Genomic DNA, 25,829 nt, shown 5'->3' with positions numbered 1-25,829 from the left:
GGCGTCTCTAGAAGGGTTCCGCGGCCCGGAGGAGACCCTGCGGGAGGTAGGAGGATTCGACGCGGATGGCCCAGCCGCGACGGCGAGCGTGGCAGGCCAGGGCGAGGATGTCGAGGTTGATGGAGGCGTCCGGATCGTCGGCGCGGTCGGCGACCTGGTAGTAGTCGCGGTGTGCTTCGAGCGCGTCGGCCAGGGCCAGGTTGAAGCTCTCCTCGTCGCCGTCCACGAGCTGCGACAGCAGCACGGCCGGCGGCATGGCGAAGCCCCAGTCCTTGGCCTTCTCGGCCTGCTCCAGCGCCCGCTGCGCGGCCGGTTCGGGATCGGCGCCCTTCAGGTAGGCGTGGAGGGCTTCGTGGTACGCGCTGAAGGCGGAGCCGTCCGGCTGCGCGAAGGCAGGACCGGTGAGCACCAGCGGGGCCAGGTCCTCGCGTGCGCCGGTGATCAGGGCGAAGGCAGTGGCCTTCTGCCAGCTGACGGCTCCCATTTTCTCGCCGCGATGGGCCCGGTATCGCAGTGTGCGGCCGTCGACGGTCACCTCGGCCTCGGTGCCCGGATCCGCGAGTGCGATGCGGAACAGGGCCGCCCCCGTCCGGGAGGCCAGCTCGAGGTTCGCGAGCTGGGCATCCGTCACATGGCCGGAGTCCTCCGCGCGCCACTTGAAGAGACGCTCCTGGTCGCTCATGACGCTGCTGAGCCGCCAGACGTCGAGGGGCTCTCCGTCGACGGCGGTGAAAGCCTCCTGGACATGCTTCTCGTACAGGGCCTCCACCTGCGGGGGCACCGTCCGCCCGGAGGCCGGCCGCTCCACCACCAGCGGGCCCGCGGCGAGCGCGGCGACCGCGTTCGGCCGCCGGTTCCGGCCGAACCCCGCGACGCGCGGGCCTTGGGTCTCGAAGCCGGTGATCAGAGCGTGCGGGAGGTAATCGGTGCGGACGGCCGGTGCCCAGCCCAGGGTCCGGTAGGCGAGCGCGGCGAGGGCGATGGGGACGAGCGGGAGGAGCGTACTCGGGGAGGCCGAGGGGCCGTGCAGAGTGGTGTGCCTGGTCAGGAGGTCGGCCAGCGCGGCGTCGAAGGCCTTCCGGTCCTCGGTGGCCAGGGCGCGCAGCGTGCGCAGCGCCATGCTTTCCGTCCGGTCCAGGAGGGGCTCACCGGTCTCCCCGGCGCGGGTCCGGATACGGTCCAGGGCCGCGTCGATGGCGGCGATCTTGGCTTGTGCGCTCGGCGGATACTCCTCGTCGTCGCCGGTGTCGTCCAGGACCACGGCCGTCAGTCCTGTGGCGAGCTCGCCGAGGGGCGTCCCCTGCGCCTGCTCAGCGAACTTTCTCCGGGCGAAGCAGAAGGCCTCGCCGTGCCACTTCGCTTTGTCCCTGAGGACCGACAGGCACAGCGCGTCGGTCCACTCCCCCGGTGTGACGCTCTCGGCGGGAGAATCCTCGCCCGGGTCGTAGCTCATGCCGAAGTTCACGTACTCCAGGAAGACCTGGAAGCTGCAGTGCGGGTGGTATGCGGCGTAGGCCACGGCGCCGGCAGCGGCTTCGGAGGCGTCCTTGAGGGCGGCCCTGGCCTCCGGGGTGTCGAGGTCGGGAATCTCGACGGAGAGGGCACCGAGGTAGTCGAGGAACTCGTCGGCGATCAACTGCCATTCGTAGGTGGCCATCCGATCGGCCCTCGACATGGACCGCACCTGACCCCCGATCCGGTTGGTGAAGTCCTCACGCGCTGCCGACACGACGGCCCCGCCCACCTGATGACGCTCTATCCGCACTGTCCCGCTCCTTGCTCGAACTCTCCGCGGACAGCCTAGGTGCGGGGGCTGACAGGAAGCGGCTTGCTGGACACGGGGGCTTCAGCCGGAGAATCATGTCCGCGCACACAGCACCGACCCCGGTCTCGCCCAACGGTGTCCTCGCGAATGCCCTCCTGCACACCGTCGATGTGACCCGACCCCGCGTGCACGCCACGACGAAGTCGGAACGCCGGGCGTGCGCTTCGGCCGGCTCCTCGCCTCACTCGCGCACGACACGGACCGACCGCTCCTCCGTCCGCCCCCTCGCATAGCTGATCATGGGGCAGTGCCCCCACGCGCCGAGCAGTGCCGCACTGGGTCGCGCGGTCGGCAGACCCTACGTACCCCGCCGCAAAGACGACCGTCGCCGACGCGGTTCGGGCGACGCGCTGCGAGTGTCGGCTGCGGCAGACCTACGTGAGGAGTCGGGTGGCGATCGCCGTTGTGGGACGAGGACGCGCCGGAGGCGGCCTGGCCGGTCCGCGGGAGAAAGCCGGCCACGAGGTGACCGGTCTTGGCCGCGACGCGGCCTCGATCCCGCCGCCCGCCTGCTCGCAGGCAGCTCAGCACTCACCCGTGCGCCGGCCGGACAGCCGGGCCCCTTCTTCTACCGCTGCGGGACGTCCCGGCGAGCTGTGGACCACCACAGTCCGCCGCACTCGTCCCAGGAGCAAGCCGCCCCACCCGGCATGGGCGGGGTCGTCCTGATGGCCGACGCCCTCGCCGACGCTTTGGGACCGGCGCTGAGATCGGTGACGCCGCGGCGTACGTCGGATCGGATCCGTCGAGCTGTACCGCCGGAACCGCCCTTGTCGTCGACGACATCCGGACCTCGGTGATCTGACACCTGCTCAAGCCCTGCGCGGGCCGGACCGACCGACCGCACCTTCCACGGAGGAACCACATGAACGAGAACAATCCGAGCGAGGCCGCCAAGGCGATCGTCCGTCGCAACACCGAGGAGGTACAGGGTGGCGGGGACTTCGCCCTCTTCGACGAACTGTTCGCCGACGACTTCCTCGACCACACACCGCAGCCGGGACGTACGGCCGACAAGGCGGGCGCGCGCCGGTTGTACGAGGTGCTCCGCGAGGCCTTCCCCGACTTCCACGCCGTCATTCACTGGCAGTCCGCCGACGGAAACCTCGTCACCACGTACAAGACGTATCACGGCACCCACAAGGGCGAGTTCTTCGGCATCGCGCCCACCGGCAAGCAGATCAGCTTCGACACCGTGGACGCCATGAGGGTACGCGACGGGAGGATCACCGAGCACTGGGGCGTCGCGAACCTGTTCTCGCTGATGCAGCAGCTCGGCGCGCTGCCTGCTGCCGTCTAGGTGCTCGACCTCCCTGTACGAGAACCCGGCCCGGCCGCACAGCAGGCCGTCGATCGGTGGCCTGCTGTGCGGCCGGGCCGACAACTCGAACCTGCCAGCGCCCCGACGCGAGACAGACCGGTACCGCCGACGCGCCCCAGGAAGAACACCCCGCTGCCACTACCAGTAGCGGCCCTCCGTCATGGCCTCCAGCGCCGCCCGGTTCATGACCAGGTCATCGCTGGTGGCGGGCGCCGCGACCTCGCCGAAGTGGATCTGTCGGTAGCCGACGCGCAGCATCACGATCGCGTGCCGAAGGCAGGCGTAGAGGGTGTGGAAGTCCATGTCCCGCGGTGTGTACCCGGTGAGCTTCGCGTACCGCTCCTCCACCGCTGCCCGCCGGAAGAAATCCGGCAGTCCCTCCTGCCCCAGCGCGACTGTGAGGTCATGGAAGAAGCGGTGCAGGTAGATCGCCCACGCGAGGTCCAGCTCCCTCGGCCCGAGGGCGGCCATCTCCCAGTCGAGGACAGCGGTGGGCTCGAAGCCGTCATAGATGATGTTGCCGATCCGCGCGTCGCCCCAGCTGAGCACGGTCTCGCCCTCCTCGGCCGGCCACAGCTCCTCCAACCGGGCGAAGGCGGCCTCGATGGCGGGTGAGCTCGGACGGCCGTCGACGACCCAGCCGTAGTACGTCCGCAGGTCCTCCACATGTCGCCGCAGCGGGCTGCCGCTCCCCCGCCCTGCGAGGAATCCCGCCTCCGACACCGGCGCCTGGTCGTGCAGTCGCGCCAGGATGGAGACGCTGGCGTGCTCCAGCTGTTCGCGCTCGGCGTCCGTGGCGGCGTGCAGCCAATTGCCCTCGTAGGTGTACGGCATGACGTCCGGTGGCACACGCCCCTCGACGCGCTCCATCACGAAGAACTCCGCGCCGAGATGGGCGGGGTCGGTCTCCAGCCAGTGCACGGCGGGTACGGGCAGGTCGGTGTGCGCGGCGACGAGGCGCATCACCTTGTACTGGCGGGTCATGTCGTAGGCGGGGAAGACTGTGTACGCGTTCGGGTCGGCGGCCAGGCGCAGGACGCAGCGGCGGACGGGGGGTGGCGCGGCGGCTTCGTCCTGCTCGATGTCGAAGAGCAGGGTCTCGCTCGACATGCCGTTGGAGTCCGGCACGGTGACGGCGGCCGGGCGGGCTCCGGGGTGGACGGTGGCCAGCCATGCTGCGAGCCGGCGGGCGAGTTCCTCCGGGTCGCGGGTGGTGCGCCGGATCCGGGGTGCTTCGGGAAGTGATGCCATACGAGGTCTCCGTGCGTCAGGGCGCCACCGAGTCGTAGCCGGTGAAGCCGCTCGGGTCGTGGCGGCCGAACGAGCCGTGCTCGAAGATCCCGTAGCCGGTGGCGCCGTCGAGGGTGAAACGGGCGGCGTGTTCGGTGACGCCGAATACGGCCATGGGGTGCGCAGACAGGTTGGCGAGGTCATAGCTGCGTCGGTCGACCCAGCGGCGGCCGTGCCACGTCCCGTGGCTCCAGTCGTCAGCGGGTGGGTAGCCTGCGCCGACGGCCAGCGGGGAGGAAACGAGGATCTCCGCGGTGAGCTCGATGTTCTTGCGGTGGCGGTCGGCAAGATGAATGACCGCGCGCTCGGGGTGGCGTGTACCGGTGCGGTACGTGATGTCCAGCTGAGGCCAACCCAGTTGGGTGTCGGGATGGCCGTCACGTACCTCGACGGCGTCGTTGAGGGTGCGGTAGCCGTCGGGCTCCTCCTGGACGATCACCATCAGAAACCGGTCGTCGAACCGGACGGGGCACCACAGCCAGTGGAATCCCCCTGGAACGTGCTCCTCCCCCGCGCGTCCGCCGTCCTCGCCGGGGATGGGCCGCACGCCCCAACTGCGGTCGCGTGTGCCGGTCCACTCGTCGGCGGTGACGGTGATCTCCTCGCCCTTCGCGCGGATCACGCCGGTCACCGTGCCGGCCTGAACGAAGCGGCGGCCTTCCAGGGTGAGGCGGTTGCCGCGGCGCATGGTGTGGTGCGGCTCCCACAGAGGCTCGAAGGCCCCCTGCCAGCTGAGGTCGTACGACAGGCCGTCGGGGTCGGCCGGGTCGGCGGCGCAGTGCAGCGTGAAGCGCCTCAGCGGCTCGTCGACGGTGATACGGAGCGGGCCGACCTCCATCCGCATCCGGTCCTCGGTGAGGGCGTCGGAGGCGCGGACGGCGAGGAGTTCGTCGCCCAGGCGAAGCGTGGCGAAGGCGTCGATCACGCCGGTATTGGGGTAGACGCCCAGGCCCAGGACGAGCAGGGCGCTGCCGGTGTGGTCGAAGACGTGGAAGATGCAGCGGTCGTAGGCGTTGCGGTCGCTGGTGGCGATGTGACGCATGGAGAGCGGCACTTGGTGCACGGGGTATTCATCGAGGGCTACGGGGCGTTCGGGCACAAGGGCCTCCGGTGGGGCTCATCGGGAGCTTGCACAAGACCTGACGATATGTCAGATCCATGGTCGCGGCCAGAGGCTCGGCGCCGCCCCGTCGACAGCGCCCCCGACGCCCTCGACCTGGATGTCCTTCCTCGGGTCGCCGGGCCTGGACGAACATTCCTCGACGCACCGCATCTATCCCACGTCCGGTCGGTGCGGACAGGGGCTCGCAGGAACGGGCAATCCTGCGGCTCCGGTCGGACCGTCCGCAGTACCGGTCGGCGTCGCGGACATCGGTGTCCAGGAGCGGCCGTGGTCGGGAGCGCAAGGGGCGGGCCCTGCCGGAATGCGCGTCTGACAGAATGGACTTCGAAACTCAGGCGACGCGCGTCAGGAAACCGGTGTGAATCCGGTACGGTCCCGCCACTGTGACCGGGCTGCAGCAGCCCGGAAGCCAGATACTGGCCGCGCCGCCTTCTCGTACGACCCAGGGGACGAGGACATCCCCCGGAAAGGCTCGGCCATGCCCCCGATACGCCGTGTACCCCTCGCGCTCATACCCCTGCTTCTGCTGCCGCTCACCGGCTGCGGCACCGGCGGCGAGAGCAAGGCAGATGCCGCACCGGCCGCAGACGGATTCCCCTACACCGTCGCCAATTGCGGCACGAAGACGACTTTCGACGCCCCTCCGAAGCGGGTCGTCACCATGAACCAGCACGTCACCGAGATCATGCTGGCCCTCGGGCTCCAGGGCAGGCTGGCCGGGACGGCCTACCTGGACGACAGCATCCTGCCGGAGTACCGGTCCGCGTACGCCGGGACCAAAGTGCTCGCGAAGGAGTACCCCTCCAAGGAGGTACTGCTCGGCGCCAACCCCGACTTCGTCTACGGCGGGTACAGCAGCGCCTTCGACAAGGCCAAGGGCCAGGACCGGGCGGGGCTCCAGAAGGACGGCATCAACACCCGGCTGAACATCGAGAACTGCGCCAAGGGCAAGGTCGGCATCGATCAGCTCGCCACCGAGATCACCGAAGTCGCCAGGACCTTCGGCGTACCGGAACGCGGCAGGAAGCTGATCGCCGAGGAGCGACGGAAGATCGCGACGGTCGAGGCAGAGCTCAAGGGCTCCTCACGCCCCTCGGTGTTCGTGTACGACTCCGGCGACAGTTCCGCGTTCACCGCGGGCGGTAACGGCATCGGGAATGAGATCGTCCGGCTCGCCGGGGGCAGAAACGTCTTCACGGACCTCGACGCCACCTTCGGCGACGTGTCCTGGGAGCAGGTCATCAAGCGCAAGCCCGAGGTGGTCGTGATCTACGACTACGGAGGCACCACGGTCGAGGCCAAGAAGAAGCGGCTGCTGAACGATCCGGCACTCGCGGGCGTGCCGGCGATCAGGAACAAGAGGTTCGCGGTGCTCCCGCTGTCCTCGGCCGTGCTCGGTGTCCGGGTGGCCGACGCCGTGCAGGACCTGGCCGGGCAGCTGTACCCCGGCACGCCGTGAGCGCGGCGTCCACCCGCCCCGGTCCGAATTCCGTCCTCCGCTCGACCCCCGTCGTGATCGGCATTCTCACGGTGCTGCTGCTCGCGGCCGCGGTGGCCGGCCTGGCGCTCGGCCCGGTACGGATTCCGCCGGGCGAGGTGTTGAGTACGGTCCTGGGCGGTGAACGCACCGGTGCGTACCCGACGATCGTGTGGGAGGTGCGGCTGCCCAGGGTGCTGCTCGGGGCCGTCGTCGGCGCGGGACTGGCCCTGTCGGGCACCGTGCTCCAGGCGCTGGTGCGCAATCCGTTGGCCGATCCGTTTCTGCTGGGTGCCTCGTCCGGGGCATCTGCGGGCGCTGCCGTGGTCGTCGTGCTGGGGGTCGGCGCCGGGGCGGCCACCGATGTGGCACTGCCGGTCGCCGCGTTCGCCGGGTCCATGGCCGCGCTGGTCGGCGTCTACGCGATGGCCCGGCGCGGCGGCACCATGACGACGGGCCGGCTGATTCTGGCCGGGGTGGCGATCCAGTACGTGCTGTCCGCGTTCACCAGCCTGATCCTGGTGCTCTCCTCGCGGGCCGAGCATGTGCGGGCGATCCTGTTCTGGACGCTGGGCGGCCTGGGTGGCGCCCGTTGGGACCAACTGGCGCTGCCCGCCGCGGTATTGGGCGTCGGGGCCGTACTCCTGATCAGCCTGGCCCGTCCGCTGGACCTGCTGCTGACCGGGGAGGAAGGGGCCCGCAGCCTCGGCCTGGACCCCGGGCGTTTCCGGGGCGGGGTCTTCGTGCTGGTGTCGCTGATCATCGGCGTGCTGGTCGCCTACAGCGGGGCGATCGGCTTCGTCGGCCTGATGATTCCGCACGCCGCCCGGATGATCGTCGGCGCGTCCCACCGCAGACTGCTGCCGGTGGTCGCGCTCGGCGGGGCCGTCTTCCTGCTGCTGGCCGATCTCCTGGCGCGGACCGTGGCAGCCCCCGAAGAGATTCCCGCCGGGGTGATCACCGCTCTGGTGGGCGGCCCGTTCTTCCTCTGGCTGCTGCGCCGCTCCAGCCGTACCGAAGGGATCACCGGATGAGCCCGGCACCGTCCCCGACGGCACTCGCCGCCGATGGGATCAGCTACGAGGTGGCCGGCCGTACCCTGCTCGACGCGGTCACGCTGGACGCGGCCCCCGGTGAGACGGTCGGCCTGGTAGGGCCGAACGGCAGCGGCAAGACCACCTTCCTGCGTTGTGTCTACGGTGCCCTGCGCCCCGCAGCTGGTCGGGTCCTGCTGGACGGAGCGGACGCCGCGGCCCTCGGTGTGAAGGAACGCGCCCGCCGCGTCGCCGTCGTACCGCAGGACAGTCCCGGCACCTTCGGCCTGACCGTACGCCAGGTCGTGGCGATGGGCCGAAGCCCACACAAACGGTTCTGGGAGCAGGACGACGCCGACGACGCCCGCCGCATCGACCGGGCCCTCCAGCGCGTCGGCACGGCGCCCCTGGCCGACCGGCGGTTCGAAGAGCTGTCCGGCGGGGAACGGCAACGGGCCCTGATCGCCCGCGCCCTGGTCCAGGAACCGGGGCTGCTGGCGCTCGACGAACCCACGAACCATCTGGACATCCGCTACCAGCTGGAGATCCTCGGCCTGGTGAGGACCCTGGGCACCACCAATCTGCTGGTGCTGCACGACCTCAACCTGGCCGCTTCCTACTGCGACCGGCTGTTCGTCCTCAGCGCCGGGCGACTGGTGGCGTCCGGTTCCCCGCAGGCGGTACTGACGGAGGAGCTGCTGGCCGAGGTCTACGGGATACGGTCGCGGATCGGCGTCCACCCGGTCACCGGCTCCCCCAACGTCGTCTACCTCCCGCTGTCATGAGTGACGGCGCTTCCCCCGTCTGGACGCCCTTGCAGCACGGGCCACGCTGGCAGGTCACCGAAGGCGAGCCGTCCGCGAGCGAAGCAGGACCATGGCTGGCCGCCGACCGACTGGCCGATCCGGCGGGCGTGGAGCTGTCGGTTCTGCTGGAGCGCGAACGCACCGGCAGCGGCCACCGGACCGGTCACGCGACCGCGCTGACCCTGATGGCGGTGTACGCGGGCTGGGTCACTGCCGCCGCCGTGCTCCATTGGGCGCTGCACGACGAGGTCCCGGACATGCGGTCCGGCAATGTCCTGGTTCGCCCCGCCGCGCACGGGATCGGCGGAGTCCGGGTGCGCACTGCCCGGCTGCTGGTGCCCCGGGCCGGGGAGGACTCCGTGCGGCTGCTGCACCGCACCGTGCTCGACGGGCATCTGCTGCCCATCGCCGATGCGTTGCACCGTCGTACCCGCGCGGGGGCCCGGCAGTTGAACGGCGGGATCGCCCATGGCTGCGCCACGGCGCTTTGCGCGTACGACGCCCGGGTGGATCTGCTGGCGGCCCGCTGGCGGCAGTTCGTGGACACCGCACCCGGAGGACTCGCGACGCTGGGCGAGGTAGTACGGGTCCGACGGGCGCCGGACTGCCAGGAGCGGCTGGTCTATCTGCGCAACACCTGCTGTCTGTACTACACGAGTGCGGAGGCGGTGCGATGTGCGAGCTGTTGTCTGACGAGCCGCGAGGAGCGGCTACGGGCTTACACGAGGCCGAAGTAGCACCAGTGGTTCCGAGGTCCAGGCGTCGGTTCCGGCGAAAGACAGCGTTGCCCCGTCCCCCGGGTGCGGGCGGGTGGCCCGGGTCCAGCCGGCCCGCTCGCAGAAGGAGCAGGCCGGCTGGGCGGCTGGGCGGCGACCGAAGTCAGCAGCCGGGCGCCGGGACCGCCACCACGTGCAGTGAACCCGGGCCGTTCGATGTCCTCGGCGAGCCGCTCCAGGTAGGCGCGGCGCGATCGGGGCCCTCCCGCCAGGGCGGCCCGCCGAACGCGTCCGTGCACACGGCGCGCAGGCCCTGTGTGCGCGACAGCAGTTCACCGCCGGGGACCGGCCGTACGACAGCGCCTGTCATCGGGCGACTCCCGCCACGGCCGGGAGCGGGGTCAGGGAGGCGAACTCGAGCGGGGCGGACGGGTCGATGGACACGTCCAGCGGAGCGGGTTCCGCTCCGGAGCGCACGAGGAGGTCACCGACGGCCGCGATCATGGCGCCGTTGTCGGTGCACAGCGTCATCGGCGGTACGCGCAGCTCGACACCGGAGGCGGCGCACCGCTGCTCGGCCAGGCCACGGACCCGGGAGTTCGCCGCGACGCCGCCGACCACGATCAGTGTCTTCACGTCGTACGCCCTGCAGGCGGCGAGCGCCTTGCGGGTCAGCACGTCCGCCACTGCCTCCTGGAGCGCGGCGGCCCCGTCGGCCACCGGCGGCTCCTCGCCGCGCAGGTGGTGCCGCTCGGCCCAGCGGGCCACGGCGGTCTTGAGGCCGGAGAAGGAGAAGGAGTACGGGTCGTCCCCGGGGCGCGTCAGTGGGCGGGGGAATTCCACGGCGCCCGGGTCGCCGTCCCGGGCCGCCTTGTCGATGGCGGGGCCGCCCGGGTAGGGCAGGCCGAGGATGCGGGCGACCTTGTCGAAGCACTCGCCGGCCGCGTCGTCGAGGGTGTCGCCCAGATGCAGGATCGGATCGCGGACCAGGTCCCGGACCAGCAGGAGGGAGGTATGGCCGCCGGAGACGATCAACACCACGCACGGGGTGGGCAGCGGGCCGTGTTCCAAGGTGTCGGCCGCGACGTGCCCGGCGAGATGGTGCACCCCGTACAGCGGCACGCCCGCCGCGAAGGCGAGCGACTTGGCCCCGGCCAGGCCCACCTGGAGGGCGCCGGAGAGTCCGGGCCCCGTCGTGACAGCGACCGCGTCGATCTGGCGCAGCCTCAGCCCCGCCCGGCCGAGTGCCTCGCGCACGACCGGGTCGAACGCCTGGAGGTGCGCCCGGGCCGCGATCTCGGGCACGACACCGCCGAAGCGGGCGTGCTCGTCCATGCTCGACGCCACGACATGGGCGAGGAGCTTCCCGTCCCGCACGATCCCCGCGCCGGTCTCATCACACGACGACTCGATCCCCAGCACTACCGGTCCGGCCATTGACCCCTCCTGCACATCGATGCTACTTGCAATATATGTGCAATAGAGTCCAAGCCGGCGCCGTCCGCACCCCGCAGACCGAGCGCACCGCAGGGGCGCCACCCACATAGTTCACTTATTGCAAATCGGTTGCTATTGCGAGTTATAAGCAACAAGGTAGATCGGCCCTTACTGTCGACCCAGGACGCGGAGCCGCCTCATGCCCCTGATACCGGAATCCGGACCGCAGCGCGCCATCGCCGCCTCGAACTTCGTCTACACCGTCGGCAGCGGCCTCTATCTGACCGCTGGAGTCCTGTACTTCACCGAGGCCGTCCACCTTCCGGCGACCCAGGTGGGCCTCGGACTCGGTATCGCCGGCGTCCTCGCGCTGGGCGTGGGCATCGCTGTCGGGCATCTCGCGGACCGGCACGGAGCACGCGGCGTCTACGCGATCACCCTCGTTGTCCAGGCGTTGGCCACTGCCGGCTTCGTACTGGCGGACAGCTTCTGGCTGTTCGCCCTCGCGGTAGGCACGGCCATGGGTGCCAAAGCAGCCGGACTGGCCGCACGCAGTCCACTCATCAGGCACTACGGAGGGGACCGGCCGCAGGCGTTCCGCGCCTATCTCCGCGCCGTAACCAATGTGGGCATATCTCTCGGCGCCCTGCTGGCGGGCTGGGCCGTCCAAGTGGGCACCCTCCCCGCCTACCGGCTCCTGGTCATCGGCAACGCGGTCGCCTTCGCGGCTTCGGCAGCGATTCTGATCCCCCTGCCGCCGGTCAAACCTGTCCCCACCACCGGCGGCCCCCGCTGGATCGCCCTGCGGGACCGCCCCTACCTCCTGCTCACCGTCCTGGACGGCATCATGGCCGTCCAGTTCAAGGTGCTCACGGTGGCCGTCCCACTCTGGCTGGTCACAGCCACCACCGCCCCGCGCTGGCTCATCTCGGGCACCATGCTCATCAACACCGTCATCGTCATTGCGTGCCAGATGCGAGCCAGCCGCAGCATCGATTCCCCCACGGCAGGCGCAGTCGCCTACCGCCGGGCAGGCGTGGCCTTTCTCGTCTCCTGCTCGCTGATCTCCCTGTCTGCGGGGATACCGGCGTGGGCCGCCGCCACGCTGCTCATGACCTCGATGGTGATCCACACAATCGGCGAGCTGTGGCACTCCGCCGCAGGATTCGAAGTGTCCTTCGCCCTCGCCCCACAGCACGCCACCGGCCAGTACCTCGGTGTGTTCGGCCTCGGCGCCGGACTTGCCGAAGCCCTCGGCCCTGCCCTGCTCATCTCACTCTGCATCACCTGGGGCCGCCCCGGATGGTATGTCGCAGGAGCGCTGTTCGCCCTGACGGGCCTGGCAGCACCACTCGCCGTCCGCTGGGCACAACGCCACCAGTGCGCTCGGCCGGCACACCCAAAGGTCGTCGGGTCAGGTACCGCCGTGGAGGGCGGTCATGGTCGCGGACATTCGGCGTAGTCGTCGATGGCCAGCTCCGCCCAGCTGGTGGAGGCGTCCACGAGCAGCTCGGTGCGGAAGAAGCCCGGCTCGACGATCGTCGTCGTGATGCCGTACGGCTCGACGTCGTGGCGCAGGGATTCCATCCAGCCCTCGACACCGAACTTGGACGCGGCATAGGCCACGCAGAACTCCTGGCCGACCAGCCCGGCGATGGAGGAGATCGTGACGATGTGCCCGGAGCGCCGAGCGCGCATGACGGGCAAGGCGGCGCGGGTGATGTTCATCGGGCCGAACAGGTTCGTCTCGATCTGCGCGCGCATCTGCGCCTCGGAGATCTCCTCGAAGCAGCCGGCCTGGAAGGTGGCGGCGTTGTTGATCAGTACGTCGATGCGGCCGAACCGGGCCACGGCAGCTTCGACGGCTGCCCGGGCGGCGTCGGCGCTGGTGATGTCCAGCGCGGTGACCAGCAGTTTGTCCTGCTCGCCGCCGAGCGTCCGGAGCACGCTTCCGGGGCGGCGGCCGGTGGCCCGGAGAAGCACCGCAATTACGTGCGGATTCTCTTCGCCGACCCGGCGATGCGCACTCTGTACGCCGACTGGAAAGGCGTCGCCCGGACCGCGGTCGCACAATTGCGCATGGAGGCGGCGAAGTACCCCGACGACCCCCGGCTGACCGCTTTGGTCGGTGAACTGTGCGTCCAGGACGAGGACTTCCGCCAGTGGTGGGCCGCCCACCATGTCGCCGCCCTGAGCGTGGGCACGAAGGTTCTCAACCACCCGATCGCCGGGGAGCTGTCCTCGTCAGCGAGGGCGAGAGGGGTGCGCCTCGTGGCCGGGGCAGGTGTGCCGGGGGATCACTCCGGCCAGTCGGAGCCCCGGATGACCTCGACGAAGTCGCCGCGCTCGAAGCCGCGGACGAAGTGGGCCAGCACATCGGCCTTGACGTTGCCGAACGTGGTGTCGGGGCGGTCCTTGATGCCGTCCGTGAACGCGGCGAGGATGCGGTTCTTGAAGTCGGGGCGAGGGTGCGCGGCGACCACGGCGGCGCGCTGCTCATCGGTGACGGCGTGGTAGCCGATGCCCAGGACGTCCAGCTCCACCCCGCGGGTGACCAGCGCGATCTCCGGGGCCATGTGCAGGGGGATCTCCGGTGTGGTGTGCAGTGCGACGGCGGTCCACACGCGCTGGGCCGGTTCGCCGGTGATGCCGTGCGCCTGGAGGAAGCGCCGCGCCTCGTCCGCGCCGTCGATCTCGAACCGCTGGTCGGTGCGGGCGAAGCGGTCGGTCAGGCCGAGGTCGTGGAACATCGCCCCGACATAGAGCAGCTCCGGGTCGAAGTCCAGATTCTCCTCGGACCCGCGCAGCGCCCCGAACAGGAACACCCGGCGCGAGTGATCGAACAGGAGCGGGGTGGCCACCTCGCGCACCAGCTCGGTCGCCTCCCGCGCCAGCACACTGTCCGGGATCCGTACGCCCGCGATCGTCTCGGTCGTCATGGCTTCTCTCCTCAAGGGGCCGGTTCGGTCGACTCCTCCACCTTCGCTGGTGGCATAGGCTGACACCATGTCCGTACAGCCAAATGCACCACAGATTCAGACATGAACCGGCGGGTCGGCTTCCTCGTCTTCGATGCCGTGACCCTGCTCGACGTCAGTGGCCCGTTGGAGGTCTTCCACCAGGCGGCACGGCTGGGGCACCCCTACTCGACGCTGCTGATCTCCCCGCACGGCGGCCCCGTCACCACCTCCAACGGGGTCACGCTGGCCGCCACCGCCGCAGCGCTGGACGCCGGCCCCCTCGACACGCTGGTGGTCGCCGGGGCCGACCACCTCGCCGGCCCAGGGCCCGAAGGTCCGCTGCTCACCGCCACCGACGCCCTCGCCGGGCAGGCGCGGCGGGTCGCCTCCGTGTGCACCGGCGCCTTCGTACTGGCCGGGCTCGGCCTGCTCGACGACCGCCGTGCCACCACCCACTGGCGGCACGCCCGCGCCCTCGCCCACCGCCATCCCCGCGTCCGCGTCGAGCCCGACGCGCTGCACATCCGTGACGGCCGCTTCCACACCGGCGCGGGCATCAGCGCCGGCATCGACCTTGCCCTCGCCCTCGTCGAACACGACCACGGTCCCGACGCCGCCCGGGACATCGCCCGTGAGCTCGTCGTCTTCATGCAGCGCCCCGGCGGTCAGTCCCAGTTCTCCACCGCTCTGGCCACCCCGCCCGCCCGCGGCGACCTCCTGCGCACCCTCACCGCCGCCGTCCTCGCCGACCCGGCCGCCGACCACAGCCTGCCCGCCATGGCCGCCACCGCCGCCGTCAGCACCCGCCACCTCACCCGCCTCTTCCACATCGAACTGCACACCACCCCCGCCCGCTGGGTCGAACGCGTACGCCTGGACCGCGCCCAGCAGCTCCTCCTCGACGGCCACAACATCACATCGGCCGCCCGATACAGCGGCCTGGGGAGCGACGAGACACTGCGTCGCGCCTTCGCCCGCCATCTGGGCACCACCCCCACCGAGTACCGCAGGCGCTTCGGCACCACCCGGGCGTCCGCTCCCTGAGCGGCGAACGGAACCCGGTGGCCGGCCAGGGCCGGGGCTGTGTACGTTCGGCCCCATGGCTGTCGCCCAGGGCAAGGCCGGTCGACAGGCCGATCGCCTCATTCCTGCCGGACGTCCTCGATGGTCGTGGACGGACTCCACGTGCCCGGCCGGCCGGGATGGCCATCAGCAGTGCGCAGCCCGCGTTCACCCGTCTCTTCCGGTGGTCCACCGCGTGTCGACAGGCCACTGGGCCGAGGTCGTGGAACGTGTCCTCTCCCCTGGTCACCGCTCAGGTCCTTCGTTCCGCCCGCCGCGCAGGGAGGGGCCGCAGGCGAGGAGGAGGCTCAGCGCCGCATAGTCCGATCCGGGGCGGCGGAAGGGCATGAACACCTCCAGCTGGTCGCCTTCGGTGCGGTAGCCGGCCTTGGTGGCGCGCCCCGACAGGGCCGGGCTGCCGACGTGCGCGGCCAGACCTCGTTCGTCGCGCCGGACGCCCTTGTTCGGGTTCCCGGACACGTAGGTGATCCGGGACCAGTCCAGCGGTCCGGTGAAAGGCGCGAGCGTGAGCCCGTCGCGAGTGAACGTCGAGGCTCCCCAGCGCAGTTCGCCTCCCGCGGCCAGCTCCTCCAGCTGCCGCCCCGCGAGGGCCTCGGCGACGCCCTGCGACGCGCGCGTGGAGAACGCTTGGGCTGTGCCGAGGGGCGCCGCCGCGGCCAGGCGCCAGAAGCCGGATTCCTGACGGACCCTGACGTAGTCCAGCCCTCTGAGGCGGATCGGGCCGCCGTCGTACGGACGGATGGCTGTCTTGAGCACGTCGTGCGAGTGGCCCAGGCGATGGCCTACGTACTGGACGACGCGGCCGGGACATCAGGGCTGACTCGGCGCGAGAGCCAGGTCGCGGAGCTGGTCGCCGAAGGCCTCACCAACAAGGACATCGCGGTGCGCCTGACGATCGCCCAGCGCACCGCGGAGAGCCATGTCGAACGCATCCTGGGCAAGCTGGGGCTCACCTCGCGCACGCAACTGGCGGTGTGGACGTACGAGCAGGACGACAAACCCGCCGGGAGCTGACAGCGGCCCGGCCGGAGCATGAGCGAGGAGCCACCCGGCCGGACGGCCCGACACTCCCTCGCCGAGATCTTCCTCAGTCCTCCAGGGATGGCGAGCACTCCGGTGACGAGCGCGCCCACGCAGCCCTCTGGTATGTCCGGAACGGGCTGTGTCCGGGACGGTGACCAGGTCGATGGCGGGCGCTTGTCCGGGACAGCCGGGCTCTCTTGCCGGAAGCAAGGCGCTCGCGCGCAGTCTTCCTGCACTGGGCCCGGAGCCGACATCGCCGCGGTGACCATGTTTCAGGTCCGCGAGGACGTCGGGCGTCTTGTCGTCTCGGGTCAGTGGAGACCCGGTGATCCGGAGATCCTGTTCGTACTGGACGCCGGATACGACGCCCCCGGTGCCGCCCGGCCCGCTTGGGCTCGGGTGAGGGCGGGATGTGGCCGGTGGTGGTGCGTGTGATGCCCGAATGTGTGTGTATCAGAGATGTATTAGCGGGCGGTTGAGCGGAACGGGGGGCCGGCCGGGCGGCTCCTGGTGGTCACAGATGCCCGCTCCTGGCGAGCGGCCGGCGTTCCAATCGACTCCGAGGAAAAGCGATGCGCGTTCACAAGCTCACCTTTGCCGCCCTGGCCGTCGCTGTGAGTCTCCCGCTCACAGCCTGCGACAACGGCGACGTCACGGGAAAGGCAGGCCCGTCGCCCGCGTCCAGTGCTTCTGCATCGGGCCACGGTTCGGGCCCGGGCGGTTCGAAGCAGGGCGGCACGAAGGACTCCGCCGAAAAGAAATCCGGCGGGCAGAGCACGACCGCCGAGTCGGCGGACGGACTCCAGCCCGGCGACGCCCTCACTTCTCACAATTTCCGCCTGCAGATGGACGGAGCCCCCGTCGAGTACCTCCAGGAAGTCTCCGGTCTCGAGGATGACAAGGTGACCCTGGTGCGGGGCGCGACCCACAGTGCCGCGGTCGACCGCTGGATCGACGACGCGATCGCGGGACGCGAAGGACGCCTCAAGGACGTCACCGTCGAGGCCCTCGACTACCAGAACAACGCCGTCAAGCAGTACCAGCTCAGGGGCGCATTCGTAGAACGCGTCACATACTCCAACCCTCCGGGCACGGACGCACTCACCGTCAGGTTCTTCACTCTGGTGATCAACTAGCCCCGGCAGCGGGCCCGAGGAAGAAGGAGGGAGCATCGAGCCCTCCATGTCGGCCAGGGACCGGAGCCGTGTGAGAGCCCGGTGCCAGGTGCCGTTCCGCTGCCATCGGCGGAACAGGCCGCAGATCCGGCCGCCCGAACGCGACGGGTACGTCCCGCCACGGAACACCGGTGCGGACCCGGAACCGTATGCCGTCGATCAGCTCACCGTCGCCCCGCGGAACCCTCACGGTCCGCCCTGTTCATGACCGACCAGGATCCGCCCGCCCGGCTGAGGCCGAAACCCGATGTCCAGCGCCGGGTGGTCAACGCATCACCGGACCCGGTTCTCCCGACCGATCCGGGCGCGGCCGTATCCGTGCCGTCCTGGCACCCGATCCGGTCCCACTGCTGCCCGATTGTCGTCGGGCCGCCGTGCGGTCCCGCCCCCGGGCGAGCCCTGACCGCACGCACCTTCGACCTCGCGGTGTTACAAAAGGCACTGTGGTTAGTCGTTTCGGTCGACTCCGGAGCGCACGGATTCGGTCACTTACGGGTAAGTATCCCCGGAGCCTCGCGGGCCAGGTCTTCGCCCTGCAGGTGACCGTCGTCGCGCTCCTCGTGGCCGCTGCGGTGCTGGCGCTCGTAGTGCAATCCCGGCACGACAACAACGCGGAGGCGAGAAGCCGCTCCGTCGCCGTCGCTCAGACATTCGCTCACTCACCGGGCCTCCTGACCGCGCTGAAGGCCCCTGATCCTTCCAGGGTGCTCCAGCCGCTCACCGAGGCGGCGCGAAAGGCAGCCGGCGTCGATTTCATCGTGGTGATGAACACGAAGGGAATCCGCTACACACACCCCCAGCCGGAGCTGATCGGGAAGAGGGCCATCGCCACCATCGCACCGGCCCTGGCCGGCCACGTGTACACCGAGAGCGTCAACGGCCCGCTCGGCCGCGAGGCGCAGGCGATCGTCCCCGTCCACGATCACGCGCGGGTCGTGGCCCTGGTGACTGCCGGCATGAAGGTCAAGCACGTGACCGGAGCGGTGGCACGACAGATTCCGATCATCCTCGGCGCAGGAGCGGTTGCGCTCGGAGTGGCCACGAGCGGGACGGCCCTGGTGACCAAGCGGCTGCGGCGACAGACCCACCGGCTGGGCCCTGCCGAGATGAATCGTATGTACGAGCATCACGACGCGGTGCTGCACGCCGTGCGCGAGGGCGTGCTCATCGTCAGCAGGGACGGTCTCCTGCTGCTGGCCAACGACGAGGCCAGACGCCTGCTGGATCTGCCGCTCGACGCCGAGGGGCGGCACGTCTCGGACCTGTCCGGCCTTGATCCCGGCATGGTTGAGCTGTTGACCTCGGGCCGTGTGGCCACGGACGAAGTACACCTCGCGGGGAGTCGACTGCTCACGGTGAATCAGCGGCCCACGGAACGTCACGGCGGCCCCGGGGGGACAGTCGCGACCTTGCGTGACTCCACAGAGCTACGGGTGCTGTCCGGCAGGGCGGAGAACGCCCGCGAGCGGCTGCGCCTGCTGTACGACGCCGGTCTCGGCATCGGTACCACCCTCGACGTGGCGCGCACGGCCGAGGAACTGACCAAGATCGCGGTCCCCCGGCTCGCCGACTTCGCAACCGTCGATCTGGCCGAACCAGTTCTCCACGGGGACGAGCCGACCAGTGCGGACACGGATATGCGCCGCACCGCTGTACACGGCATCCGGGACGACCATCCCCTGTACGAACTCGGTCAGCTGATCAGCTTTCTTCCCGCCACGCCACAGGCACGGGCCTTCGCCACCGGCCGGCCGGAGCTGGTGCCCGACCTGGCCGCCGCACCCGGCTGGCTCGCTCAGGACCCGGAGCGGACACGGATGATCGTCGACTACGGCGTCCATTCACTCATCACGGTGCCGCTCCAGGCGCGGGGGGTCGTCCTGGGCATGGCCAACTTCTGGCGCTCCGAGAAGCCCCAGCCGTTCGAGGAGGACGACCTGTCCCTGGCCGAAGAACTGGTCGCCCGGGCGGCCGTCAGCATCGACAACGCTCGCCGCTACACCCGTGAGCACACCGTGGCCATGGCTCTGCAGCGCAGCCTGCTCCCGCAGACCCTGCCCGAACAGAGCGCGCTGGTGGTCGCCCGTCGCTACCTGCCCGCAACCTCCGGGGTGAGCGGCGACTGGTTCGATGTGATCCCGCTTCCGGGCAGTCGAGTGGCGCTGGTCGTCGGAGATGTCGTCGGCCATGGCCTGCACGCAGCCGCCACGATGGGACGGCTGCGCACGGCCGTGCACAACTTCGCCACGCTCGACCTGCCGCCCGACGAGATCCTCCGCCACCTCGACGACCTGGTCGGGCGCATCGACCAGGAGGAGGCGGGAACCGCCGATGCGGGGATCATCGGAGCCACCTGCCTGTACGTGATCTACGATCCCGTCTCCCGCCACTGCGCCATGGCTCGGGCCGGGCACCCTCTGCCCGCACTGGTCCGGCCCGACGGCAGTGTGTCCTTCCCCGACCTTCCGGCCGGCCCGCCCCTGGGCCTTGGCGGTATGCCGTTCGAGACTGTGGAAATGGAAGTGGCGGAGGGCACGCAGCTCGTCCTCTACACCGACGGACTCATCGAGGACCGCACCCGGGACATCGACGTGGGGATCGAGCTGCTGCGTCAGGCCCTGGCGCACCACCCCGGCCGGCCGCCGGAGGCAAGCTGCCAGGCAGTGCTCGACGCGCTCCTGCCCAGTCGGCCGAAGGACGATGTGGCGCTGCTCATCGCCCTGACACGGGTGATCCCGCCCGACCGTGTCGCCGACTGGGGCGTACGGTTCGATCCTGCCGCCGTGGCGGGGGTGCGCGCTGCCGCGGCCGAGAAGGTCGACGAGTGGGGCCTGTCCGAGCTCGCGTTCGCCACGGAACTGTTGCTCAGCGAATTGGTCACCAACGCCATCCGCTACGGCTCCGCACCGGTCACCGTACGACTGGTGTACGACCGCGCCCTGACCTGCGAGGTGGCCGACAGCAGCAGCACCTCGCCCCATCTGCGCGATGCCGCCGCGACGGACGAAGGAGGCCGCGGCCTTTTTCTCGTCGCACGACTGGCCGAGCGCTGGGGCACCCGCTACACGCCCCAGGGAAAGGTCATCTGGGCGGAGACATCGCTGCCCGGGCCCGACGGGAGCGCGGGAGACACGGCGTGGTCGGATGTCCTCGACGAGGGACTCTGACATCCGCGGCCCGATGAGGTCCAGCTCGGCGAGCAGCTCGTGACGGGCGCGGGTGTGCTCGGGGTACTCGCCGGACGAAGGGGGACGCGAGGCAAGGGGGCGGATCAGGCTGCCTCGGCCGTCGGGACCGGGTAGATGCACTCCTCGATCCGGTCGATGAGGCCGCCGCCCTCGAACCTGAAGCAGACCGTGGCATGGACCTTGCTGTCCGACCCGTCGGCCATGCTCAGGTGAAGCACCTGCTGCTGGAAGACCTCGCTCGCATTCTCGAACTGGCGAATGATGTCGTAACGCAACGCGTCGACGTCAGCGGCAAAGGCCTTGAACTGCTGCAGCGTCGCGTCGATCGCCCGCTCCCCCTGTCCGTCGTTCTGCCACACGGTGGCCCCGCTGGTGCACATCGCCCGGCACCCGGCGAAGTCGTGCGCCTCCAGACCGCGCAGAAACGAAGTCGCTGTCTCGCTGATGTTCTGTCCCATGTCGGGTTCCTATTCGCTGTCTCTCATGGAATGTGCGGCTACCGAAAGGCCGTTCCGCGCTGTTCAGCGGCCGGGGCCGGCAGGCGTGCGCCACAGCCCGGCCGGGCTCCCTACCACCGGACGGGACAGCCTTCAGAGCAGGTCGAGCCGGCGCAGGTCGGTGGCGTACTTGCCGATGAGGGCCGCCGACAGATGGGGGATGTCCTGCCCGGGGCCGACCTTCGCGGCGCGCACGGCGGCCTGGAACCGGTCCGCGGGTATCGCCGAGCCGGGGACGCCCTCCTCGGGCTGCGCGAAGGCATGCAGCAGGGGCAGCAGCGAGTGCTGACGCTGCTTCTCCGGCAGGGCGCGGAGCGCGGCCGTGATACGGGCGAGCCACTCGCCGTAGTCGTCGATCCGCCGGATCGGGTGCCCCTCCTCCACGAGCCAGTCGACGAAGGTGTCCAGCGAGATGCCGTCGTCGTGCGGGTTCAGCACGTTGAAGGTCCGGTAGCCCTCGGTGGCCCGCCCTCCCAGCGCCGTGACTGCCTCTGCGGTGAAGTCGACCGGCAGACCGTCGTAGTGCGCGCGCTCACCGGTCCGGTGGAACGAGGCCGGCGCGAGGCCGGTGGCGAGCAGGCTCAGCAGCAGCCGGGTGAACAGGTCGGGGACATTCAGCTGCCCCTGGTACCTGCTGTGCGCAAGAATCATGTCCGACCGGAAGGTGGCGACCGGCAGGCCGCACAGGTCGTGTGCCTCCCGGAGCAGGACCTCCCCGGCCCATTTGCTGGTCGCGTACCCGTTGGCGTAGCTCTCGTCGATCCGCCGCACCGGAGCGGTGCTGCGGATGTCGGCGTCCTCCGCGAGAGCCGACGTCCCGGCCCCGGCCGCTACGGCGACGGTGGACACGTAGGTGACGGGCTTGATCCGCGCGGTGAGCGCCAGCCGGATCAGTTCCGCCGTGCCGACGACGTTGGGTCCGAACAGCTGTCGGTAGGGCAGCACGTGGTTGACCAGGGCGGCCGGGTGGACGATCAGGTCCACGGTGTCGGCCAGGCCGTTCCACGTGTCCTCGTCCAGGCCCAGGTGCGGCTCGCCGATGTCGCCCGCGATGACGTCCAGGATCCCTTCGGCCAGATCCCGGTACCGCTGGAGCAGTTCCGCGTCACCGCGGTCGAAGGCCTCCTCGAGCCGCCTCGACGCGGCAGCCGCGTCGCTCGCGCGAACCAGGCAGATCAGCTTGCCGCCGGAGGGCGCCAGCCGCTCCAGCCATTCCAGGCACAGAAACCGGCCGAGGTAGCCGTTGGCTCCGGTGAGCAGGACGGCGCGCACGGCACCGCGGGGGCGGGGCAGCGTCGGCGCGGCGGCGAGGGTCGCCGCGCCGATGAACTTTCCCAGGGTGAGGTCACCGGCATGGACTTCGGTGCTGTTGTCACCGTGTACGGAAGCGAATGTGGGCCGCTCCGTCCCGATCTCGCGCTCCGCCTCCACGTACCTCGCCAGCCGGGCCAGGTCATTGGCCGGGCTGGTGATCACCCCGACCGGAACCTCGATGTGGAAGATCTCCTTCATGAGGAGGGAGAAGGACAGCGCGGAGAGGGAGTCCCCGCCCAGGTCCGTGAAGTGCACGTCGGCGCCGAGGGCGGTGTCCGCACACCCCAGCAGTGCCTGGACGGCCCGGGTGACCGTCTCCAGCACCGGCCGGTGCGGACCCGCCTGACGCAGCTCGCGCACCTGCCTGACCTGGCCCTCGGCGAGTTCGGCGTACAGCCGGTCAAGAGCCTCCCCGTAGCGCTCCTTGAGCCTGGGGCGCAGCAGCTTGTGGCTCTCCGAGAGCAGGCCGTTCTCCGGGCTGAAGGGTTCGGCCTCGATGAGGAAGTCACGCGGGATCTCGTACGAGTTGAGCTCGGCCTCCCTGGCCATCTGCTGCAGCGCCTCGCTGAGCAGCGGCTTGAGCGAGTCCGGCTCCCCGCCGCCGGCCGACGCGTGGGGCGCGGGCACCACCACCGCGAGGAGGTAGGCGCGTTCGCTGTTGCCGTGCACGTAGATCTGCCGGATGAGGGGGCTGCCGGTGAAGACGGTCTCCAAGCGGGAGACGGCGACGAATTCGCCCTGGGACAGCTTCAGGGTGTCCTTGGTGCGGTCGACGTAGACCAGCCGGTCGGGTCCGACCTCGGCCATGACGTCGCCGGTCCGGTAGTAGCCGTCCTCGTCGAAGATCTGGGCGGTGACCTCGGGCCGCTTGTAGTAGCCGGGAATGATGCTCTCCGTCCTGAGCAGCAGTTCCCCGCGCGGATGCGGTAGGTCGGTGCGGAAATAGCCCAGTTCCGGGACGTCGGCCAGCTTGTAGTCGATCACCGGCGGGCGCTGCACCACTGTGTCGAGCAGTACTCCGCCGGCCTCCGTGGACCCGTAACCGGTGTACAGGTGGAGGTCCAGACAGGACTCGACGAAGGCCGCCACCTCCGGGGACAGCGGGGCGGTCCCGCAGAACGCCTTGGCGACGCGCCCGCCCAGGAGGTTCTCGCGCAGGTCCGTCCTGACCGCCGTCTCGACGTCACCCGGTTCGCCGGCTCTCCGGCCCAGTTCGCTCTGGTACCGCTGGAAGAGCATGTCGCACAGGCGCGGGACCATGGTCAGTTCGGTGGGACGGACCAGCGCGATGTCCTCGAACAGGGTGGACAGGTCGCTCCTGGCGGTGAAGTAGCCGACACCGCCCCGGACGAGCGAACCCATCAGGGCGTAGCGGCCCGCGAGATGGCTCTGCGGCATGTAGAGGATGCTGACCGGGGGCCCGTCCGCCGCCCCGTAGCTGAACCCGTACCACGCGGTGCCGACCAGCCGCTGGGTGTACATGGCCCCTTTGGGGGTCCCGGTACTGCCGGAGGTGTAGATGAGCAGGGCCAGCGGATCGTCTCCCGCGTCGGCGGTGAACAGGGGGGCGGGCGGCAGGCCGGCTCCGCGTTCGATCAGCGCGGCCAGCGAGTCGACGGCCACCGGTCGGCCGGTTTCTGCCAGGCGGCGCCGGGCGGACTCGAAGGCGGTTCGCTGGTCGGCGACTTCGGGACGGTAGTCGAACACGATCAGGTGCTCGATCGAGCTCGCCCCGGTCACGGCTTCAACAGCGGCGTCCAGACGCTCGATGCTGGTGGCGAGGGCGCGTGGCTCCGTCTCCGCGATGATCGGTGTCAGCTGGGACAGCGGCGCACTGGACTGCAGAGGCACGGACACGGCACCGGCGTGGATGCAGGCGAGGTCGAGTGTCGCGTAGTCGGTACTGGCGAAGCCGAGAAGGCAGATGCGGTCGCCCGCGCTCAGCAGATGCCGCGGATCGTGGTGCCACGTGCCGGCAACCGCACGGACACGTGCCCACAGCTCGCGGTAGCTGATGGTGTCGAACCTCGGGAGCAGCCGCGCTGTCGAGGCTTCCTCCGCGCGTTCACCGAGGGCCGGCCGGTCCCCGTAGCCCTCCAGCACGGCGGCCATGACCTCGGCGAGTCCCTTGTCGGGATCTTGCACTGCCGCAGTGACCGCCTCCAGTGGATCGGTCATGATCAGGCCTCCCTTGGCGTCCCGGTAATGCCGGCGCGTCCTGTCTGTGGACATCGCCGGGCACTTGACTGCGTGCGTTGGCCGGCCGTGGAATCCGTACGTCACTCCTCACAGCGGCCCGCGGTGCGGCGCGCGCGGCGTTCCGCCCGGCCGTGACCGTGGGTGCGTGCAGCTCTCACCAGCTGACCGGCAGCGCTTCCACCCCGCGGATCAGGCGGTTGGTGCGCCAGGTGATCTGGTCGACCGGCACGGCGAGGCGCAGGCCGGGCAGGCGGCGGAGCAGGGATTCGAGCACGAGTCGCAGCTCCATCCTGGCCAGCTGCGCGCCGAGGCAGTGGTGCACGCCGTGCCCGAAGGTGACGTGCGGAACGCTCCCTCGGTGGAAGTCGATCTCCTCCGGGTGGTCGAACACCGCGGGATCCCTGTTGGCGATCCCCAACTCGGCGACCACCGCGTCGCCCGCTCGAATGATCTGCCCGCTCAGTTCCACGTCCTCGATGGCGATGCGGGTGAAGCCGGCGGACGCGCTGATCGGGATGATCCGGGAGAGTTCTTCGACCGCGTCGGGCACCAGACCCGGGTCGGCGACGAGCTTCTGCCAGAGATCGGGTCTGGTCATCAGCGTATAGACGAAGTTGCCGAGCTGGTTGGCGGTGGCCTCCTGTCCTGCGGACAGCAAGCTGACCCCGAGGCTGACCAGTTCCTCGTCGAGGAGCCGGTCCTCATCGTCCTCCACATTGGCCAGCTCGCCGAGCAAGTCGTCGGTGGGGGCGGTGCGGCGCAGTGCGACCAGGCCGGCGAGGTAGTCGTTGAGGTGTCCCCGGGCCTGTGTGGACTGCGCCGGATCGGACAGCATCAGCAAGCCGTCCACCCAGACGTTGAACCGGTCACGGTCGGCGACGGGCACGCCGAGCAGTTCGCAGATGACCGTGATCGGCAGCGGCCAGGTCAGCGCCTGGGTCAGGTCGGCGGGTCCACCTGCGGCGATCATGGTGTCGAGCAGGCCGTTCACGATCCCCTGGACGCGCGGGCGGAGCGCTTCGACGCGGCGTAGGGTGAACGAATTGGCCACCCGGCGCCGCAGTCGGCTGTGCTCAGGCGGGTCCATGCTCAGCATGGAGGTGCTCGGCAGACCGGTGGCGACCGTGCGGGGGATGTCCTCGCCCACGGCGGCGGCACGGCTGAACCGGGGATCGGCCAGTACCGCCTTGACGTCCGCGTACCGTGTGACCAGCCAGGCGTCGCCACCGTAGGGCAGACTCACGCGCAGCACCGGCTGTTCACCGCAGATCTCGGCCAGCTTCGGGTCTACTTCGAGTCGGTCGACCGGACCGAACGGGTAGGCCCGTATCCCTTCCCCTGTGGCGGTCATCGTGTCAGTC

21 protein-coding genes, 2 pseudogenes and 1 riboswitch are annotated in these 25,829 nt (G+C 70.2%); of the genes and pseudogenes, 11 read left to right on the top strand and 12 right to left on the bottom strand.

The annotated features are described in order from the left end of the window. Positions 1-7: 7 nt before the first annotated feature. Complete coding sequence (locus ACWCPY_RS23735; protein WP_451268023.1) at positions 8-1,744, bottom strand: immunity 49 family protein; 1,737 nt, start codon at positions 1,742-1,744, stop codon at positions 8-10. Between the two features lie 946 nt (positions 1,745-2,690). Here ACWCPY_RS23735 and ACWCPY_RS23730 point away from each other — a divergent pair. After that, on the top strand, positions 2,691-3,125 hold the full coding sequence (locus tag ACWCPY_RS23730; RefSeq protein WP_451268007.1) for an ester cyclase: 435 nt from the start codon (positions 2,691-2,693) through the stop codon (positions 3,123-3,125). Positions 3,126-3,284: 159 nt separating this feature from the next. Here the strand turns inward: ACWCPY_RS23730 and ACWCPY_RS23725 are convergent, their stop codons facing one another. Both ACWCPY_RS23725 and ACWCPY_RS23720 read right to left on the bottom strand, forming a co-directional pair. Further along, positions 3,285-4,397 (bottom strand): phosphotransferase family protein, encoded by a 1,113-nt coding sequence (locus ACWCPY_RS23725; RefSeq protein WP_451268005.1) that lies wholly within the window; start codon positions 4,395-4,397, stop codon positions 3,285-3,287. Positions 4,398-4,413: 16 nt separating this feature from the next. Further along, positions 4,414-5,535, bottom strand: a complete 1,122-nt coding sequence (locus ACWCPY_RS23720; RefSeq protein ID WP_451268004.1) for a hypothetical protein — start codon at positions 5,533-5,535, stop codon at positions 4,414-4,416. Between the two features lie 348 nt (positions 5,536-5,883). Then, positions 5,884-5,998: riboswitch (cobalamin riboswitch) on the top strand. 39 nt (positions 5,999-6,037) lie between these two features. On the opposite strand from ACWCPY_RS23720, the gene ACWCPY_RS23715 reads away from it, so the two are divergent. The 4 genes from ACWCPY_RS23715 to ACWCPY_RS23700 are packed head-to-tail and all read left to right on the top strand — an operon-like array spanning position 6,038 to position 9,613. Further along, on the top strand, positions 6,038-7,018 hold the full coding sequence (locus ACWCPY_RS23715) for an ABC transporter substrate-binding protein (protein ID WP_451268002.1): 981 nt from the start codon (positions 6,038-6,040) through the stop codon (positions 7,016-7,018). Further along, positions 7,015-8,070, top strand: coding sequence for a FecCD family ABC transporter permease (locus tag ACWCPY_RS23710; RefSeq protein WP_451268000.1), 1,056 nt, complete (start codon positions 7,015-7,017; stop codon positions 8,068-8,070). The genes ACWCPY_RS23715 and ACWCPY_RS23710 overlap by 4 nt, the downstream gene beginning before the upstream one ends. Beyond that, positions 8,067-8,855 carry an ABC transporter ATP-binding protein gene (locus tag ACWCPY_RS23705; protein WP_451267998.1) on the top strand — a complete coding sequence of 263 codons (789 nt, stop codon included), beginning with the start codon at positions 8,067-8,069 and terminating at the stop codon, positions 8,853-8,855. The genes ACWCPY_RS23710 and ACWCPY_RS23705 overlap by 4 nt, the downstream gene beginning before the upstream one ends. Beyond that, positions 8,852-9,613, top strand: a complete 762-nt coding sequence (locus ACWCPY_RS23700) for a (2Fe-2S)-binding protein (protein WP_451267996.1) — start codon at positions 8,852-8,854, stop codon at positions 9,611-9,613. Before ACWCPY_RS23705 ends, ACWCPY_RS23700 begins: the two co-directional genes overlap by 4 nt. 142 nt (positions 9,614-9,755) lie before the next feature. On the opposite strand, the gene ACWCPY_RS23695 is transcribed toward ACWCPY_RS23700, so the two are convergent. Together ACWCPY_RS23695 and tsaD are read right to left on the bottom strand one after the other, a co-directional pair. Then, positions 9,756-9,962, bottom strand: coding sequence for a hypothetical protein (locus tag ACWCPY_RS23695; RefSeq protein ID WP_451267995.1), 207 nt, complete (start codon positions 9,960-9,962; stop codon positions 9,756-9,758). Further along, a complete protein-coding gene (gene tsaD / locus ACWCPY_RS23690; RefSeq protein WP_451267993.1) occupies positions 9,959-11,029 on the bottom strand; it encodes a tRNA (adenosine(37)-N6)-threonylcarbamoyltransferase complex transferase subunit TsaD in 1,071 nt (356 codons plus the stop codon). The genes ACWCPY_RS23695 and tsaD overlap by 4 nt, the downstream gene beginning before the upstream one ends. Before the next feature lie 199 nt (positions 11,030-11,228). Here tsaD and ACWCPY_RS23685 point away from each other — a divergent pair, with 199 nt between their 5' ends. After that, positions 11,229-12,491, top strand: a complete 1,263-nt coding sequence (locus ACWCPY_RS23685; protein ID WP_451267991.1) for an MFS transporter — start codon at positions 11,229-11,231, stop codon at positions 12,489-12,491. On the opposite strand, the pseudogene ACWCPY_RS23680 reads toward ACWCPY_RS23685, so the two are convergent. After that, a pseudogene (locus tag ACWCPY_RS23680) lies at positions 12,473-13,000 on the bottom strand (SDR family NAD(P)-dependent oxidoreductase); the annotation flags it as partial. The gene ACWCPY_RS23685 and the pseudogene ACWCPY_RS23680 sit on opposite strands and share 19 nt — an antisense overlap. Here ACWCPY_RS23680 and ACWCPY_RS23675 point away from each other — a divergent pair. Further along, positions 13,001-13,270 (top strand): annotated as a pseudogene (locus tag ACWCPY_RS23675) (MmyB family transcriptional regulator); the annotation flags it as partial. A gap of 56 nt (positions 13,271-13,326) precedes the next feature. Here the strand turns inward: ACWCPY_RS23675 and ACWCPY_RS23670 are convergent. Beyond that, positions 13,327-13,968, bottom strand: a complete 642-nt coding sequence (locus ACWCPY_RS23670; RefSeq protein WP_451267989.1) for an HD domain-containing protein — start codon at positions 13,966-13,968, stop codon at positions 13,327-13,329. A 102-nt stretch (positions 13,969-14,070) separates the two neighbouring features. On the opposite strand from ACWCPY_RS23670, the gene ACWCPY_RS23665 reads away from it, so the two are divergent. Then, on the top strand, positions 14,071-15,033 hold the full coding sequence (locus tag ACWCPY_RS23665) for a GlxA family transcriptional regulator (RefSeq protein WP_451267987.1): 963 nt from the start codon (positions 14,071-14,073) through the stop codon (positions 15,031-15,033). Between the two features lie 264 nt (positions 15,034-15,297). Here ACWCPY_RS23665 and ACWCPY_RS23660 read toward each other — a convergent pair whose 3' ends face one another. Next, positions 15,298-15,828, bottom strand: coding sequence for a hypothetical protein (locus ACWCPY_RS23660; protein ID WP_451267985.1), 531 nt, complete (start codon positions 15,826-15,828; stop codon positions 15,298-15,300). A 3-nt stretch (positions 15,829-15,831) separates the two neighbouring features. On the opposite strand from ACWCPY_RS23660, the gene ACWCPY_RS23655 reads away from it, so the two are divergent. Both ACWCPY_RS23655 and ACWCPY_RS23650 read left to right on the top strand, forming a co-directional pair. Then, the gene (locus tag ACWCPY_RS23655) at positions 15,832-16,086 is read left to right on the top strand and encodes a response regulator transcription factor (protein ID WP_451267983.1); all 255 of its coding nucleotides are present in this window, start codon (positions 15,832-15,834) and stop codon (positions 16,084-16,086) included. A 581-nt stretch (positions 16,087-16,667) separates the two neighbouring features. Beyond that, entirely contained in the window at positions 16,668-17,231 is a 564-nt protein-coding gene (locus ACWCPY_RS23650; protein ID WP_451267981.1) for a phage tail protein, read from the top strand. A 524-nt stretch (positions 17,232-17,755) separates the two neighbouring features. Here ACWCPY_RS23650 and ACWCPY_RS23645 read toward each other — a convergent pair. Beyond that, positions 17,756-17,929, bottom strand: coding sequence for a hypothetical protein (locus tag ACWCPY_RS23645; RefSeq protein WP_451268025.1), 174 nt, complete (start codon positions 17,927-17,929; stop codon positions 17,756-17,758). Here ACWCPY_RS23645 and ACWCPY_RS23640 point away from each other — a divergent pair. Next, complete coding sequence (locus tag ACWCPY_RS23640; RefSeq protein ID WP_451268021.1) at positions 17,846-20,437, top strand: SpoIIE family protein phosphatase; 2,592 nt, start codon at positions 17,846-17,848, stop codon at positions 20,435-20,437. The genes ACWCPY_RS23645 and ACWCPY_RS23640 overlap by 84 nt on opposite strands. 104 nt (positions 20,438-20,541) lie before the next feature. Here ACWCPY_RS23640 and ACWCPY_RS23635 read toward each other — a convergent pair whose 3' ends face one another. The 3 genes from ACWCPY_RS23635 to ACWCPY_RS23625 form a co-directional block, all read right to left on the bottom strand. Beyond that, positions 20,542-20,916 (bottom strand): nuclear transport factor 2 family protein, encoded by a 375-nt coding sequence (locus ACWCPY_RS23635; RefSeq protein WP_451267979.1) that lies wholly within the window; start codon positions 20,914-20,916, stop codon positions 20,542-20,544. A 132-nt stretch (positions 20,917-21,048) separates the two neighbouring features. Next, positions 21,049-24,447 carry a carboxylic acid reductase gene (car, locus tag ACWCPY_RS23630; protein WP_451267977.1) on the bottom strand — a complete coding sequence of 1,133 codons (3,399 nt, stop codon included), beginning with the start codon at positions 24,445-24,447 and terminating at the stop codon, positions 21,049-21,051. A 175-nt stretch (positions 24,448-24,622) separates the two neighbouring features. Then, positions 24,623-25,819 carry a cytochrome P450 gene (locus tag ACWCPY_RS23625; protein WP_451267975.1) on the bottom strand — a complete coding sequence of 399 codons (1,197 nt, stop codon included), beginning with the start codon at positions 25,817-25,819 and terminating at the stop codon, positions 24,623-24,625. Between the last annotated feature and the right edge of the window lie 10 nt (positions 25,820-25,829).

The sequence above is a fragment of the Streptomyces sp. NPDC002403 genome, from assembly GCF_053593015.1.
Note: the sequence above shows the minus strand (reverse complement) of the source record. Positions and strands in the feature narration are given on the sequence as shown.